Here is a 12,870-nt window from a genome sequence, read left to right on the forward strand (position 1 = left end):
CACCGCGCCTGGAGCGGGCGGTGCGGAGTGTACGCCTGTCGATTGTGCGGGTCACGCAAGCGGAAACCCGCGCACTCGGCATGAAGCCTCAACCATATCTTCGTTGGCAGCAGGCCCTTCGTTACATCTTGGGCAGGAGAACCTTGTCGATGACGTGGATAACGCCGTTCGACTGCTCGACATCGGCGACCGTCACATTGGCGACATTGCCGTTCTCGTCGGTCGCGGTGACCTTGCCGCCATCGGCCTTGAGCGTCAGCTCGCAGCCGCCAACCGTCTTGACCTTGTGCGCGCCACCATCGTCCATGGCCATCTTGGCGACGTCGGCGGCCATCGCCTTGGCTCCGATGACGTGGCAGGTCAGGATCTTGACCAGTTTGTCTTTGTTTTCGGGCTTGAGCAGCGTGTCGACGGTGCCGGCCGGAAGCGCTGCAAACGCCTCGTTGGTCGGCGCGAACACGGTGAAGGGGCCGGCACTCTGCAGCGTGTCGACGAGACCGCCGGCCTTGACGGCCGCGACCAGCGTCGTGTGATCCTTCGAATTGACGGCGTTCTCGACGATGTTCTTGGTGGCATACATGGCGGCGCCGCCGACCATCGGATTCTGGGCATAGGCGGCAGTGGCGAGCGCGGAGACGGCGACCGTTCCGGCAAGCAAAAGGGTGGCGAATTTACGCATGATTTCAATCTCCTCAGTTTTATCTTTCCCCTCTTTGGGGGCGCACGGAGATACGGAAAGTGAATGCGTGAGTTTCGTCGTTCAGGAAAATTTCTTTTTCACAACGGCGATTCGAAGCAGAGACCATTCTAGTGGGCGCGTTCCTAAGCTCACCCCACCAGAGAAGATAGATTTAAAATATTCCCGAAAAGCGGGAAGATAGGGCGATCAGATGCTCTTCAAATCGCCGGCAGCGACCACAGGGCCGGTCGGCTGACCGGTCGGCGAACCGCCGGCCGGCTCGAGGCTGACCGCAAGCACGGCGCCTTGCCCAAGTTTTTCCTGCATGGCTGGGGAGATGGCCATATGCGCGGTCTGGCCGGCCGGGATGACGCCGATCGAGACCGGCGGGTTCTTGCCCTCAATCATCCACAGCTCGAAATCCTTGCCCGCGGCGCGCTCGCCGGAGATATGCGACAAGCCGACTTCGCGATGGGCGGCGTCATAGACGGCAAGGTATTTGACGTCGCTGCCGTCGGCAGCCAGCGAGGCGATGAGCCGCGGCTGCTCGACCGGCGGATTGAAGTACGGCACGGCGACATAGATCGCCAGCGCCGCGACAGCAGCGGCGGCAAGGCCACGCCAGAAGGCAAGGCTCGACCACAGACCGGCGCGAGGCCCTGCGACGAACAGCCGGCGATCCAATGCCTCCTTGACCCTGATCGGCGGCTCTGTTTCCGGATAAGTGGCGGCCATCGGCGAAAGACGGGCCTCCCAGGCATCGACAAGCCGCGCGAAAGCGGCGTCCGCGTCGATGCGGCGTGACGCGATCTCGCGTTCGTCCGCGTCCAGCACACCAAGAACGTATTCGGCGGCGAACAGGTCGTCGCCCCCAGATTCTGGTCCGTCATCCTCTGCCAGCGTCATCTTTCCAGACACTCTCTGAGCTTCAACAGGCTGCGCCGCAGCCAGGTTCGCATCGTGTTCAGCGGCACGCCATGGCGTACGGCCAGTTCGGCATAGCTTTCGCCGTTCAGATAGGCGCCCCGGACGGCCGCCGCCCGGTCCTTTTCCAATTCATCGAGACAACGGTAGATGCGCTCCGATTCACCGCCCGCAACAACCGCAGCCTCCGGCCCCGGTGCTGGATCGGCCACCTCGAGCGCAGCATCGATATAGGTGGCAGGCTCTCGCCGCGCCCTTATCCGATCGATCGCGTGATTGCGCGCAATGGCCACCAGCCAGGAAATCGGGCTTAGCTCCGAGACGGCGAAACGGTCCGCCTTCGTCCATATCTTGACGAAGACCTCCTGCAGCGCCTCTTCTGCCTCTCCCCGGTCCTTCAATACACGAAGGCAGACGCCGAAAAGTTTCGCGCTGGTCTGCCGGTAGAGCAGATCGAACGCAGCCCGGTCCTTCATCGAAGTCCGGACGATCAGGTTGCTGATGTCCTGCGGCGTCATCGGCTGCCAAATTAGGCAATTGCAATGTATTTGCAACGGCGGAAGCGTTCTTGTGCACCGGGAGCGTCGTGGACTTCGATTGCCAAGAAAATCCGCAACCGCTAGCCTTCTCACAGCGGGGAGAGCGGCAATGTCGGTTGAACGGGTCTTGTGGGAGTACGACGCAACCGGGCTTGCCAGCTTGGTGCGCAAGGGCGAGATCGCGCCGCAGGAGCTCGTCGATGCGGCGATTGCGCGAGCCGAGGCCACCCGCCCGGACATCAACGCCATCGCCGAGCCGCTTACGAGGCGGCGCGGACGCGGGCGAAAACCATCGGCCGCAAGCTGCCGCTGGCCGGTGTGCCCTTTGCACTGAAGGACCTCGGCATCGCTATGAAAGGTGTGCCGACGCATGGCGGCAGCCGCATTCCGGCTTTCGTTGCCGATTTCGATTCGGTGATGACCGAACGCCATCTGGCCGCCGGCCTTGTCCCGATCGCCACCAGCACCTCGCCCGAACATGGGCTGAGGCTGATGACCGAATCCGCCGCTTTCGGCATCACCCGCAATCCGTGGAATACGGCCCATACCAGCGGCGGCTCGTCTGGAGGTGCGGCGGCGCTGGTCGCGGCCGGCGTCGTGCCGGTGGCACATGCTTCGGATGGCGGCGGCTCGATCCGCGTTCCCGCCGCCTGCACCGGGCTGGTCGGGCTGAAGACCTCGCGCGGCCGTGTGCCGCTGTCGCCGCTCGTCACCGAAAGTTGGTACGGTCTGGTCGTCGACCACGCCGTTGCCCGCTCGGTCCGCGATTCGGCCTTGCTGCTTGACCTGACGCATGGACCCGATCCGCTGTCACCGTATGCGGCGCCGCCGCCGAGGGGAACTTTTGCCGCCGCAGCAGTGCGTGACCCCGGCAAGCTGAAACTGGCCGTCTACCAGAGATCGCCGCTCGGCCTGCCGATATCGGCCGAGACGCTGACGGCGCTGGACACGGCTGTTGCATTGGCGCGCGAAGGCGGCCACACGATCGAGGAGATCGACCTGCCCTATATCGGTCGCGACTTCATCGCCGACTTCGCCAGGACCGTGGCTGCGGCAGTCGCCGGCGCGATGCGCATTGAAGTCTTGCGCATCGGCCGTTCCGTTTCGGGCGACGTCGAGCGCGCCACGCGTCTGATGAGCCGCTTCGGCGAGATCGTCTCGGCCGGCGAGATCTACGCCGGCCTGCAGCGGCTGCATGCCACGTCGCGCCGCCTGATCACCGAGACCGCGCCGTACGATGCCGTGCTGATGCCTGTTATCGCGCATCCGCCGCTCGCCTGCGGCGCCATGGACCCGAAGGGCGCCGATGCGTTCATAGAGGACGTGCTCGACAGGCTGCGCCTGGCCCGTCTGCTGAAATTCAAGCCGCTGTTCGGCCAGTTGATGGACAAAAGCCTGTGGTTCACGCACTGGCCGGCGATCCAGAACGTCAGCGGCCAGCCGTCGATCGCGCTGCCTGTCTATGTCACCGATGCCGGCCTGCCGCTCGGCATCCAGGCCGCCGGCCGCCCCGGCGACGAGGAGACCTTGTTGTCCTTCGCCGCGCAGATGGAGAAGATTTCGGGATGGCAGGCGCGGCGGGCGCCGCTGCGAATTCCGGCATAGAGGCGGGCCGATTTCACCTGATGTGACAGCAAAGCCGTTTGCGGCCCGCTGCAATTCCCGCTAAGACGCCGCCGTTCATGCCAAGCTGGGAACCATGCCGATGACGGACCTCGCCGCCACCGCCGAAATGCAGGCCGCGCTGCTTTCGAGGGCACTGCCCTATATGCAGCGCTACGAGAACAAGACGGTGGTGGTGAAATATGGCGGCCATGCCATGGGCGATATTGCGCTCGGCAAGGCCTTCGCCCGCGACATCGCTCTGCTGAAACAATCCGGCGTCAATCCGATCGTCGTCCATGGCGGCGGGCCGCAGATCGGCGCCATGCTGAGCAAGATGGGCATCGAATCGAAGTTCGAAGGGGGCCTGCGCGTCACCGACCAGAAGACGGTTGAGATCGTCGAGATGGTGCTGGCCGGCTCGATCAACAAGGAAATCGTGGCGCTGATCAACGCCGAGGGCGAATGGGCGATCGGCCTGTGCGGCAAGGACGGCAACATGGTTTTCGCCGAAAAAGCACGCAAGACCTTGATCGACCCGGACTCCAATATCGAGCGCGTACTCGATCTCGGCTTTGTCGGCGAGCCGGTCGAGGTCGACCGCACGTTGCTCGACCTTCTGGCGCGCTCCGAAATGATCCCGGTGCTGGCGCCTGTGGCGCCCGGCCGCGACGGCCACACCTACAACATCAATGCCGACACCTTTGCCGGCGCCATTGCCGGCGCCTGCCAGGCGACACGCCTTCTGTTCCTCACCGACGTGCCCGGCGTGCTCGACAAGAACAAGAAGCTGATCGATGAGCTGACCGTGGCCGAGGCAAAGGCTCTGATCATGGATGGCACGGTGTCGGGCGGCATGATCCCCAAGGTCGAGACCTGCATCGAGGCGATCGACCGCGGCGTCGAAGGCGTCGTCATCCTCAACGGCAAGACGCCGCATTCGGTGCTGCTCGAACTGTTTACCGAACACGGCGCCGGCACGCTGATCGTGCCGTGAGCGCAGGCTGACAGCTTGTCGGCCAGAAATCACGGGCGGCGCAGGCGCCAGGGCGAACTCATCGCCTGAGGTGCCCAAGCGGCACGTGGCCCGGCCCCTTGATGTTCTGCAGCACGAGCTGCGTGTGGACGTCGCGCACGCCGTCGAGCCGCATCAGCCGGTGCATGACAAAGGCGTTGAGCTCGTCAACCGACGGCACCATCACATGCAGCAGGAAATCGTAGTCGCCGGTCATCGTCCAGCACGACGACACCTCGTCCATGCGCTGCACGGCGGCGATGAAGGTTTCGGGCGAACCGTCGCTGTGGGTTACGAGGCGCACCTGAATGAACACTTCGACCATCAGGCCAATGGCGCGGCGGCTGAGCACAGCGGCAAAGCCCTTAATGATGCCGGCGCTCTGAAGAGCCTCGAAGCGGCGCGCGCATGGCGTCGTCGACAGGCCGATCTCCTGCGCCAGTTCGGACACCGGCTTGCGCCCATCACGCTGCAAGATATCGAGCATCTTGATCTCAAAATCGTCAAACTGAGGCACTTTCACTCTCCTACAGCTTCGCTGTAGTGACTTTTACCTCAAATAGCGTATTCGAGCCATCATCAAAGCGGATTTGCCTCACCGGACCCGGCTAAACTTTTATAATGTTAGTCGTGATTTCCAGGGAGAACAGCCATGACCATGAGCGTTGCCGACTACGCCCGCGAATGCGCAGCGCAAGGCCTTCGCGGCGACTATTCGGTCTGCCGTGCCGACTTCACCGTGGAGCAGAGCTACAACTACACTGCTGACGAGCAGGCCGTATGGCGCACGCTGTGTGACCGCCAGACGAAGCTTACGCAAAAGCTGGCACACCAGTCCTATCTCGACGGCGTCGCCACGCTGGGCCTGCTCGACAAGATTCCGGATTTCGGTGTCGTCAGCGAAAAGCTGCGCAAGCTTACCGGTTGGGAAATCGTCGCCGTGCCGGGCCTCATTCCCGCACCAGCCTTTTTCGTCCACCTCGCCGCCCGGCGCTTCCCGGTGACCAACTGGCTGCGGACGAAACAAGAGCTCGACTACATCGTCGAGCCGGACATGTTCCACGACTTCTTCGGCCATGTGCCGGCGCTGACGCAGCCGGTCTTTGCCGATTTCATGCAGATGTATGGCGAGAAGGCCGAGCACCTTATCGCGCTCGGCGGCGACGAGATGATCAGCCGTCTCTACTGGTACACTGTCGAATACGGGCTGATCCAGGAAGCACGCCAACCGCTGAAGGCTTTCGGCGCCGGGCTGATGTCGTCCTTTGCGGAACTTCAATTCGCGATTGAAAGCAACGACGCGCACCATGTCCCCTTCGATCTGGAAACGGTGATGCGCACCAGCTACGAGATAGACAAGTTCCAGCGCGCCTATTTCGTGCTGCCGTCCTTCGACGTTTTGCGCGATGGATTCCAGAACATCGCCGAGATGGCGGCGATCGTCGGACGCCACAAGGGCAAGCCGGCGCTCGACCCAGCGAAACTTTAGACACTGGCAGGCTCGGACGCTCGCAGCCGATCGGCGCGGGCGTTATTGGTGGTGCACTGTAATGACGACCCCTCGGCGGCTGAGCCGGCCTTCTACACGCCAATGAGCTTGCCGAGGTGGTCGCCCAGCCGGCAGGCCAACGCGACGATTGTCGTCGTCGGGTTGCATTCGCCGGACGTGCAGAACACGGAGGAACCACCGACATAGAGGTTGTCCATGCCGTGCACCTTTGAGTTGGCGTCCACCACGCTCCTGGTCACATCCGTGCCCATACGCGTGCCGCCCATATGGTGGTGACCGGCCAGTTCCTCATTCGTCGGATAGTCCCCGCCACTGGCGAGCCAGTCGGCGATGCGCACCCGGCCGAGATCCTTCCGGACGAGCGTCTTGCCGAACAGCCTCAAACCCTCGAGGAGCGTGCGGCGCTCCAGCTCCGACTTTTTCCAGTGCAGCGCGATGCGCGGCACGCCGGCAGGGTCGACATCGGTCTTCGACAACCGGATCTGGTTGGAAGCCTGCGGTGCCTGTTCCCAAGCGACATAGAGCTGGGCGGCGCAGCGCAGGTTCTGGCTGAGCTGAAAGGACACCCATTCGGCCATCTCGGGTGCCGTGCAGGCGAGGTCGGCGATGACGCTTTTGATGCCGGGGTACGGCGTCTCGATCAGCCTGATGCCGAAATTCATGATCTCGAGGCGCTCCATGGCCGCCAGCGTCGGCGAGAAGAAAGCCTCGTTGGTGGCGTCGACCTCAAACTCGCCATAGTCGGCGAGGATGGCATTGCCGCCCTCGAAGGTCGGATGCTCCATCCAATAGCGGCCGAGCGCTGTCGCCTTCGGCACCACGCCGCCGTTCGAGCGCTGGTTCGACCACAGAAGCAGCCGCGAGTTTTCCAGGCCGCCGGTGCAGACGACAAAATAGTCTGCGGTGAAAGAGCCGGCATCCTGGCCGCTCGACCACAGTTTGGCGCCGGTCACCCTCTTACCGTCGCCGGTAAGCTCGGTGGCATAGGTGCTGAGCACCACGGCCACGTTCCTGCTCCTGTCGAGTTCGTCGGCGAATTTTTCACCGAAGCGTACGGCCGGGCTCTTGATCAGCTGCACCCAGCGAATATCGTCCGAGATCGGCACATCCGGCCGGAAGTCGGGAAGTTCCAGGATGTCCTGGACTTCGGGCAGATAGGGCTCGATGTCGGCACGGCTGATCGGCCAGCCGGTATCCGGCGCCCAGGCCTTGGGCTCGAAATCTTGGCTGTCGAGCACCCGGCACCAGCCGGCCCAGTGATTGGAGCTGCCGCCCATGAAGCGCAACCGGGTGATTTCGAGATCGAAATAGGGGTCGCCGACCGTGGCGCCGCGGTAGAAATCCTGCGAATCGTCGCCGAACTCGCGAGAGCCGGCCTCCAGCACCACAACCGGAATGCCGGCCGCGCCGAGTTTCCTGGCGATCGTGATGCCGGCTGGCCCGGAGCCGAGAATGCAGACCTTGGCGGTGAAATTCGCAGCGCGAAATGCCTCGTAGCTGTCGAAGATCAAGTGAGGTCGCTCCTTTTGAGGATCCAACCATTGACCTCCACGATCGCGTCCGGATCGGTATCGGGCGGCTTGCGGAACAGCGACAGGGCCGGCAATGCGATCAGCACCTGCATGATCGTCCGGCGCGATATTTTCTTGGTTAAGGAACTCATGGCACGTCTCTCGGGCACGTCTCTCGATGGGCTTCGATCCACGCATGGCGTTCCCTGAACGGCACATGCTCGCCAGGAGAAGCCAATTCCGTGCCAAACCTAGCGGCACACTTTGCTTAAGCCGTGTAAGCGGCCCGGCTGAGTCCAAACAGCGTTAGGATTTCCTTAATGCGCGAGACCGCTCAGGCCGCTTCGGAAATGTCCCTGTCCAGGATAGTCAGATTACGGCCGCGATGCTTGGCCTGATAAAGGCGGTGGTCGGCGGCACGCATCAGATCCGATACGCCGGCATCCTCGCCGCAGGTGACACCGCCGATGCTGACGGTGAGGGGTATGACCCGCTCATCGACGGGACGGAAGCGGATCAACTCGACTTCACGGCGAATGCGTTCGGCGACGCGTTTGGCTTCCTGTTCGGTGGCGTCGACCAGAAACGCACCGAATTCCTCGCCGCCGATGCGGCCGATGACGTCGCCGCTGCGCACGCCGCGCTCGATCGCGCTTGCAATGAGGAGCAACGCCTCGTCGCCGGTTAGGTGGCCGTAGCTGTCGTTGATGATCTTGAAGTGGTCGGCATCGATGATCAGCAACGCACCGCGATCGGATTTACGCCGGGAGGCGTCGAGCGCCGCAAAGAAGCTCTCGCGGTTGAGCATGCCGGTCATGTCGTCGCGGCTCGCTTTTTCCGACAGGCGCCGATGCGCTGCGGCGAGCTGGGCATGAGCGCGGGCGAGGTCGCGATGCGCGCTTTTCAACCTCTCGCCCTGCCAGAACGTATAAGCGCCGGCGATCCAGGCGAGTGCCAGCGGGCAGACCGTGGAAGTCAGCCAGATCGTGCGGTTGATCGGAAAGCCCATTGCCGGGACGACGATCAGCGTCAACAAAAGCGAGACCGCGAGGGAGGCGAAAGCGACGGCGGCAGACTTCAGAAATATGCGGCTCATCGCTTGTTCCCCCTGAACCGTCTCTGTGCCAGCAAGCCCTGAATGGCACCTTTCGGCGATGCCTAAAATTTGAACTATCGCGCCATTTCCGCCACTCGCAACGCGCATAAGTTGTGGATAAAGCCTCTGCCAAAGGGAGTGTTTCGTGCCATAAGGATTGCATGACGACGCTCCCGGATCCCGCCCGCTTTGCCCATGTCACCGACTGGGTGTTCGACCTCGACAACACGCTCTATCCGCACCATTCGAACCTGTTCTCGCAGATCGACGTGAAGATGACCGCCTATGTCGGAGAACTGCTGACGCTGCCACGCGACGATGCCCGCAAGCTGCAGAAGGAACTCTACCGGGAATATGGCACGACGCTGAACGGTCTGATGGCGCGCCACGGCATCGATCCAGACGACTTTCTCGAGAAGGTTCATGATATCGACTATTCCTGGCTGGTTCCCGATCCCGTTCTCGGCACCGCGATCCGCCAGCTTCCCGGCCGCAAGTTCATCTTCACCAATGGCGACCGCAGGCATGCCGAACGCACCGCGCGCCAACTCGGCATCCTCGACCATTTCGATGACATCTTCGATATCGTCGCTGCCGGGCTGAACCCCAAGCCGGCGCGCCAGACCTATGAGAAGTTTGCGGAACTCCACGCCGTCACCGGCCACAATGCGGTGATGTTCGAGGATCTGGCCCGCAACCTGTCCGTGCCGAAATCGCTGGGCATGACCACGGTGCTGGTCGTGCCGCGCAACTTCGAGCCGACCTTCTCGGAGATCTGGGAACGTGACCCGGCCAACGAGGACGATGTGGATTTCGTCACCGACGATCTTGCCGAATTCCTCACCGCGATCGTCGACGTAACCGCTTGAGGCGGCTGCTTCGCGCAGTACCTCAGCCCGCGGCCTAAAGCTTGTAGAAGCGGCTGATGATCCCCCAGGCCTCGTCGGCGGTGTCGACGAAATCGATGATGTCCTGGTCGCCGGGGGTGATCGTGCCTTGCTCGGCGAGGAAATCGAGGTCGATCGCCCTTTTCCAGAACGCCTTGCCGAACAGGATCACTGGTACGCGCTCCATGCGGCCGGTCTGGATGAGGGTCAGCGTCTCGAAGAATTCGTCCATCGTGCCGAAGCCGCCCGGAAACACCGCGACAGCCTTGGCGCGCATGACGAAATGCATCTTGCGGACCGCGAAATAGTGGAAGTTGAAACAGAGCTCCGGCGTCACATAGGCATTCGGCGCCTGCTCGTGCGGCAACACGATGTTGAGGCCGATCGACGGTGCGCCGACATCGTCGGCGCCGCGGTTGCCGGCTTCCATGACGCCCGGTCCGCCGCCCGTCACCACGACGAATTCGCGATAATAAGAGGTGGCCGACTGCTGCGAGCAGAGGCGGGCGAATTTTCGCGCTTCCTCGTAATATTTACTGTTTTTCTCAAGGTTCTTCTTCTGCGTCTCGTTCTTGGCCGCCCAGGCTTCGCCGTCCGGCTCGGGGATGCGCGCCCCGCCGAACAGGATGACCGTCGAGCGGATGCCGCGCTCGGCCAGGATCATCTCCGGCTTCAACAGTTCGAGCTGCAGCCTGACCGCGCGCAATTCGCGCCGCGTCATGAAGTCGGGATCGTTCCAGGCCAGCCGGTAGGTCTCGGCACGCGTCTGCGGCGTGTCCGGCACGCTTTTCGACCGCTCCAGATCCTCGTCCGAATGCGGCAGCGGCGTCCACCCCGCCTTTTCCATAGGAGTCATATTACCTGCCCGTCCAGTTATTCACTTGCCCAATTATTCACTGGCCCAATTATTCACTGGCCCAATTATTCACTGGCGCCGTCCCGTGACGCAGCCGCGATTGACCCTCACCAAGCCTTCACATAGGGTCCGGCGACTTTCAAAACAGGTTAAGGTGCGGCCCCTTAACAGCTTGGTAATGGAGCGAATTCATGTCGAAGCCCGATCTGGCGAGCCTCGAAAAGACTATCGAAACCGCCTTCGAGGAACGCGAGACGATTTCGACGGCAACCCGCGGCGCGGCGCGCGACGCCATTCAGTCGGCGCTCGACCTGCTCGACCGGGGTATCGTCCGCGTTGCCGAGCGCCAGGCCGACGGCAAATGGCATGTCAACCAGTGGCTGAAGAAAGCGGTGCTGCTGTCCTTCCGGCTCAACCCGATGGAGATCATCAAGGGTGGTCCCGGCCAGGCCGTGTGGTGGGACAAAGTGCCGTCGAAATTCGACGGCTGGAGCGCCATCGATTTCGAGAAGGCAGGTTTCCGCGCCGTGCCGTCGTCGATCGTGCGGCGCTCCGCCTATGTCGCGCCAGGTGCCGTGCTGATGCCGTCCTTCGTCAATGTCGGCGCCTATGTCGACAGCGGCACCATGGTCGACACATGGGCCTCGGTCGGCTCCTGCGCCCAGATCGGCAAGAATGTGCATCTGTCGGGCGGCGTCGGCATCGGCGGCGTGCTGGAGCCGATGCAGGCCGGCCCCACCATCATCGAGGACAATTGCTTCATCGGCGCACGTTCCGAAGTGGTCGAAGGCTGCATCGTGCGCGAGGGCTCGGTGCTCGGCATGGGCGTCTTCATCGGCCAGTCGACCAAGATCGTCGACCGCGCCACCGGTGAGGTTTTCTACGGCGAGGTGCCGGCCAATTCCGTCGTCGTCGCCGGCTCGATGCCCGGCAAGCCGCTGCCCAGTGGTGAGCCCGGTCCGAGCCTCTACTGCGCGGTCATCGTCAAGCGGGTCGATGCCAAGACCCGTTCCAAAACCTCGATCAATGAACTGCTTCGCGATTGATCCTTCGCAAAAAACGGACGCACCCGATTGCTCGACAGACCTCGATTTCTATGGCTTTTCTTCAGCCTTTCCGGGCGAGTGAACCCCAGTGCCTACGTTTTGGCCGGTCTTTTGCCCCTCCTGGTTCAGCTTTTTCTGCTCTACCAGTTCTCGCGAACGCCGCTAGGCACTGCCGCAAGTCAGTACTGGGCGCTCGCCTGGTGGATCGCTGTGGTTGTCTCAACATGGTCGACCTTTGCGCTAACGGCGAAGCGGTTCCATGATTTCGGCAAGCCTACCTACTATGCGTTGATCTCTCTCATCGTCGGCGCCATTCTCCTTATTATTTTGGCCTTTTTCAAAAGTGATCCCGGACCCAACCGCTATGGCAAACGCACCAATGCGCCCGCCGAATCCTGAGCGCCGGGTATCCAGCCATGCGCTACCGCACGCTTGACTCGAAACTGATCATCGAAACCGCCGAGCGACTGGAAAAACGCGTCGCCGACCGTTTTCCCGATGCAGGCTTGCGTGGCGTCGCCATTGAACTCGTGTCGCTGTCGCGTGATCTGGCCAAGGCAGCGAAGGCGCTGGAAGCGCCGATCTGGTGGCTGCGCGGCGTCGTCATCGCCGCCATTGCCGCAGGCGCGCTGATGTTCCTGTTCGTCGGCACCATCCTGCCGCTCGGCCGTATCTCTGGCACCGACGATGCCGTCCAGTCGGTGCAAGGCATCGAATCGTTGATCAACATGATCATCCTCGCGGTGCTCGGCTTCCTGGCCTTGATCCGGACCGAGGAGCGCATCAAGCGCAAGCAGGTGTTTCACAAGCTTCACGGCTTGCGATCGCTGATCCACGTCATCGACATGCATCAGCTGACCAAGGATCCGGCAGCGCTTTCAACCGATTTCAAGCCGACATCGCATTCACCAGCACGCATAACCGACCGTGCCGACCTCGCCCGTTATCTCGACTATTGCTCCGAAATGCTGTCGATCACCGGCAAGATCGCCGCGCTGTTCGCCCAGTCGGTCAACGACGATGTGGTCGTCGATGGTGTCAACGACATCGAGACCCTGAGCTCCAACCTGTCGCGGAAGATCTGGCAAAAGATCACCCTGATCGACGGTTCGTTGCGGTCGGCTCGTCCAGGTACCTAAGCTAATCTTAATCACCTTGGTCCAGCATGCCCGTGGAGACTGTGTCGCCTGACACGGAGCACTCGA

The 12,870-nt window shown here is 62.4% G+C and carries 16 protein-coding genes; 8 read left to right on the plus strand and 8 right to left on the minus strand.

Annotated elements, in window-relative coordinates:
• Positions 1–121 precede the first annotated feature (121 nt).
• The 3 genes from AC0L25_RS04365 to AC0L25_RS04375 form a co-directional block, all read right to left on the minus strand.
• Positions 122–679, minus strand: a complete 558-nt coding sequence (locus AC0L25_RS04365) for a fasciclin domain-containing protein (protein WP_473594343.1) — start codon at positions 677–679, stop codon at positions 122–124.
• A gap of 207 nt (positions 680–886) precedes the next feature.
• A complete protein-coding gene (locus AC0L25_RS04370) occupies positions 887–1,585 on the minus strand; it encodes an anti-sigma factor (RefSeq protein ID WP_473594344.1) in 699 nt (232 codons plus the stop codon).
• The gene (locus AC0L25_RS04375; protein ID WP_473594345.1) at positions 1,582–2,121 is read right to left on the minus strand and encodes a sigma-70 family RNA polymerase sigma factor; all 540 of its coding nucleotides are present in this window, start codon (positions 2,119–2,121) and stop codon (positions 1,582–1,584) included. The genes AC0L25_RS04370 and AC0L25_RS04375 overlap by 4 nt, the downstream gene beginning before the upstream one ends.
• Positions 2,122–2,251: 130 nt before the next feature.
• Between AC0L25_RS04375 and AC0L25_RS04380 the strand changes: the two genes are divergently transcribed.
• The 3 genes from AC0L25_RS04380 to argB all read left to right on the plus strand — a co-directional run bounded on the left by AC0L25_RS04380 (position 2,252) and on the right by argB (position 4,741).
• Complete coding sequence (locus tag AC0L25_RS04380) at positions 2,252–2,476, plus strand: hypothetical protein (protein WP_473594346.1); 225 nt, start codon at positions 2,252–2,254, stop codon at positions 2,474–2,476.
• Positions 2,461–3,747: an amidase gene (locus AC0L25_RS04385; RefSeq protein ID WP_473594347.1), complete on the plus strand. Its 1,287-nt coding sequence runs from the start codon at positions 2,461–2,463 to the stop codon at positions 3,745–3,747. Before AC0L25_RS04380 ends, AC0L25_RS04385 begins: the two co-directional genes overlap by 16 nt.
• A 100-nt stretch (positions 3,748–3,847) precedes the next feature.
• Positions 3,848–4,741: an acetylglutamate kinase gene (gene argB / locus AC0L25_RS04390; protein ID WP_473594348.1), complete on the plus strand. Its 894-nt coding sequence runs from the start codon at positions 3,848–3,850 to the stop codon at positions 4,739–4,741.
• 58 nt (positions 4,742–4,799) lie between these two features.
• Here the strand turns inward: argB and AC0L25_RS04395 are convergent, their stop codons facing one another.
• Positions 4,800–5,276, minus strand: coding sequence for an Lrp/AsnC family transcriptional regulator (locus tag AC0L25_RS04395; protein ID WP_029347288.1), 477 nt, complete (start codon positions 5,274–5,276; stop codon positions 4,800–4,802).
• A 135-nt stretch (positions 5,277–5,411) separates the two neighbouring features.
• On the opposite strand from AC0L25_RS04395, the gene phhA reads away from it, so the two are divergent.
• Positions 5,412–6,248, plus strand: coding sequence for a phenylalanine 4-monooxygenase (phhA, locus tag AC0L25_RS04400; RefSeq protein ID WP_473594349.1), 837 nt, complete (start codon positions 5,412–5,414; stop codon positions 6,246–6,248).
• A 92-nt stretch (positions 6,249–6,340) separates the two neighbouring features.
• Here the strand turns inward: phhA and AC0L25_RS04405 are convergent, their stop codons facing one another.
• The 3 genes from AC0L25_RS04405 to AC0L25_RS04415 form a co-directional block, all read right to left on the minus strand.
• On the minus strand, positions 6,341–7,780 hold the full coding sequence (locus AC0L25_RS04405) for a GMC oxidoreductase (protein WP_473594350.1): 1,440 nt from the start codon (positions 7,778–7,780) through the stop codon (positions 6,341–6,343).
• Complete coding sequence (locus AC0L25_RS04410) at positions 7,777–7,932, minus strand: hypothetical protein (protein ID WP_473594351.1); 156 nt, start codon at positions 7,930–7,932, stop codon at positions 7,777–7,779. The genes AC0L25_RS04405 and AC0L25_RS04410 overlap by 4 nt, the downstream gene beginning before the upstream one ends.
• Before the next feature lie 182 nt (positions 7,933–8,114).
• Positions 8,115–8,876, minus strand: coding sequence for a GGDEF domain-containing protein (locus AC0L25_RS04415; protein ID WP_473594352.1), 762 nt, complete (start codon positions 8,874–8,876; stop codon positions 8,115–8,117).
• Positions 8,877–9,037: 161 nt separating this feature from the next.
• Here AC0L25_RS04415 and AC0L25_RS04420 point away from each other — a divergent pair, with 161 nt between their 5' ends.
• Positions 9,038–9,745, plus strand: coding sequence for a pyrimidine 5'-nucleotidase (locus AC0L25_RS04420; protein WP_127315467.1), 708 nt, complete (start codon positions 9,038–9,040; stop codon positions 9,743–9,745).
• A 34-nt stretch (positions 9,746–9,779) separates the two neighbouring features.
• Here AC0L25_RS04420 and AC0L25_RS04425 read toward each other — a convergent pair whose 3' ends face one another.
• Positions 9,780–10,619 carry an LOG family protein gene (locus AC0L25_RS04425; protein ID WP_082982714.1) on the minus strand — a complete coding sequence of 280 codons (840 nt, stop codon included), beginning with the start codon at positions 10,617–10,619 and terminating at the stop codon, positions 9,780–9,782.
• Between the two features lie 191 nt (positions 10,620–10,810).
• Here AC0L25_RS04425 and dapD point away from each other — a divergent pair, with 191 nt between their 5' ends.
• Genes dapD through AC0L25_RS04440 form a run of 3 tightly spaced genes read left to right on the plus strand, consistent with a single transcriptional unit; the run spans position 10,811 to position 12,804 of the window.
• Complete coding sequence (dapD, locus tag AC0L25_RS04430; RefSeq protein WP_473594353.1) at positions 10,811–11,665, plus strand: 2,3,4,5-tetrahydropyridine-2,6-dicarboxylate N-succinyltransferase; 855 nt, start codon at positions 10,811–10,813, stop codon at positions 11,663–11,665.
• Between the two features lie 27 nt (positions 11,666–11,692).
• Positions 11,693–12,064, plus strand: a complete 372-nt coding sequence (locus tag AC0L25_RS04435) for a DUF805 domain-containing protein (RefSeq protein ID WP_029347278.1) — start codon at positions 11,693–11,695, stop codon at positions 12,062–12,064.
• A 17-nt stretch (positions 12,065–12,081) separates the two neighbouring features.
• A complete protein-coding gene (locus tag AC0L25_RS04440) occupies positions 12,082–12,804 on the plus strand; it encodes a hypothetical protein (RefSeq protein WP_473594354.1) in 723 nt (240 codons plus the stop codon).
• Positions 12,805–12,870 lie beyond the last annotated feature (66 nt).

Source organism: Mesorhizobium sp. WSM4813 (genome assembly GCF_055811555.1).

What these genes read in the sequence shown, in the direction of transcription:
- AC0L25_RS04380 (WP_473594346.1), top strand. Translation starts at nt 2,252, where the DNA reads ATGTCGGTTGAACGGGTCTTGTGGGAGTACGACGCAACCGGGCTTGCC.
- AC0L25_RS04410 (WP_473594351.1), bottom strand. Translation starts at nt 7,932, where the DNA reads ATGAGTTCCTTAACCAAGAAAATATCGCGCCGGACGATCATGCAGGTG.
- AC0L25_RS04440 (WP_473594354.1), top strand. Translation starts at nt 12,082, where the DNA reads ATGCGCTACCGCACGCTTGACTCGAAACTGATCATCGAAACCGCCGAG.
- AC0L25_RS04420 (WP_127315467.1), top strand. Translation starts at nt 9,038, where the DNA reads ATGACGACGCTCCCGGATCCCGCCCGCTTTGCCCATGTCACCGACTGG.
- argB (WP_473594348.1), top strand. Translation starts at nt 3,848, where the DNA reads ATGACGGACCTCGCCGCCACCGCCGAAATGCAGGCCGCGCTGCTTTCG.
- phhA (WP_473594349.1), top strand. Translation starts at nt 5,412, where the DNA reads ATGACCATGAGCGTTGCCGACTACGCCCGCGAATGCGCAGCGCAAGGC.
- AC0L25_RS04365 (WP_473594343.1), bottom strand. Translation starts at nt 679, where the DNA reads ATGCGTAAATTCGCCACCCTTTTGCTTGCCGGAACGGTCGCCGTCTCC.
- AC0L25_RS04425 (WP_082982714.1), bottom strand. Translation starts at nt 10,619, where the DNA reads ATGACTCCTATGGAAAAGGCGGGGTGGACGCCGCTGCCGCATTCGGAC.
- AC0L25_RS04415 (WP_473594352.1), bottom strand. Translation starts at nt 8,876, where the DNA reads ATGAGCCGCATATTTCTGAAGTCTGCCGCCGTCGCTTTCGCCTCCCTC.
- AC0L25_RS04370 (WP_473594344.1), bottom strand. Translation starts at nt 1,585, where the DNA reads ATGACGCTGGCAGAGGATGACGGACCAGAATCTGGGGGCGACGACCTG.
- AC0L25_RS04375 (WP_473594345.1), bottom strand. Translation starts at nt 2,121, where the DNA reads ATGACGCCGCAGGACATCAGCAACCTGATCGTCCGGACTTCGATGAAG.
- dapD (WP_473594353.1), top strand. Translation starts at nt 10,811, where the DNA reads ATGTCGAAGCCCGATCTGGCGAGCCTCGAAAAGACTATCGAAACCGCC.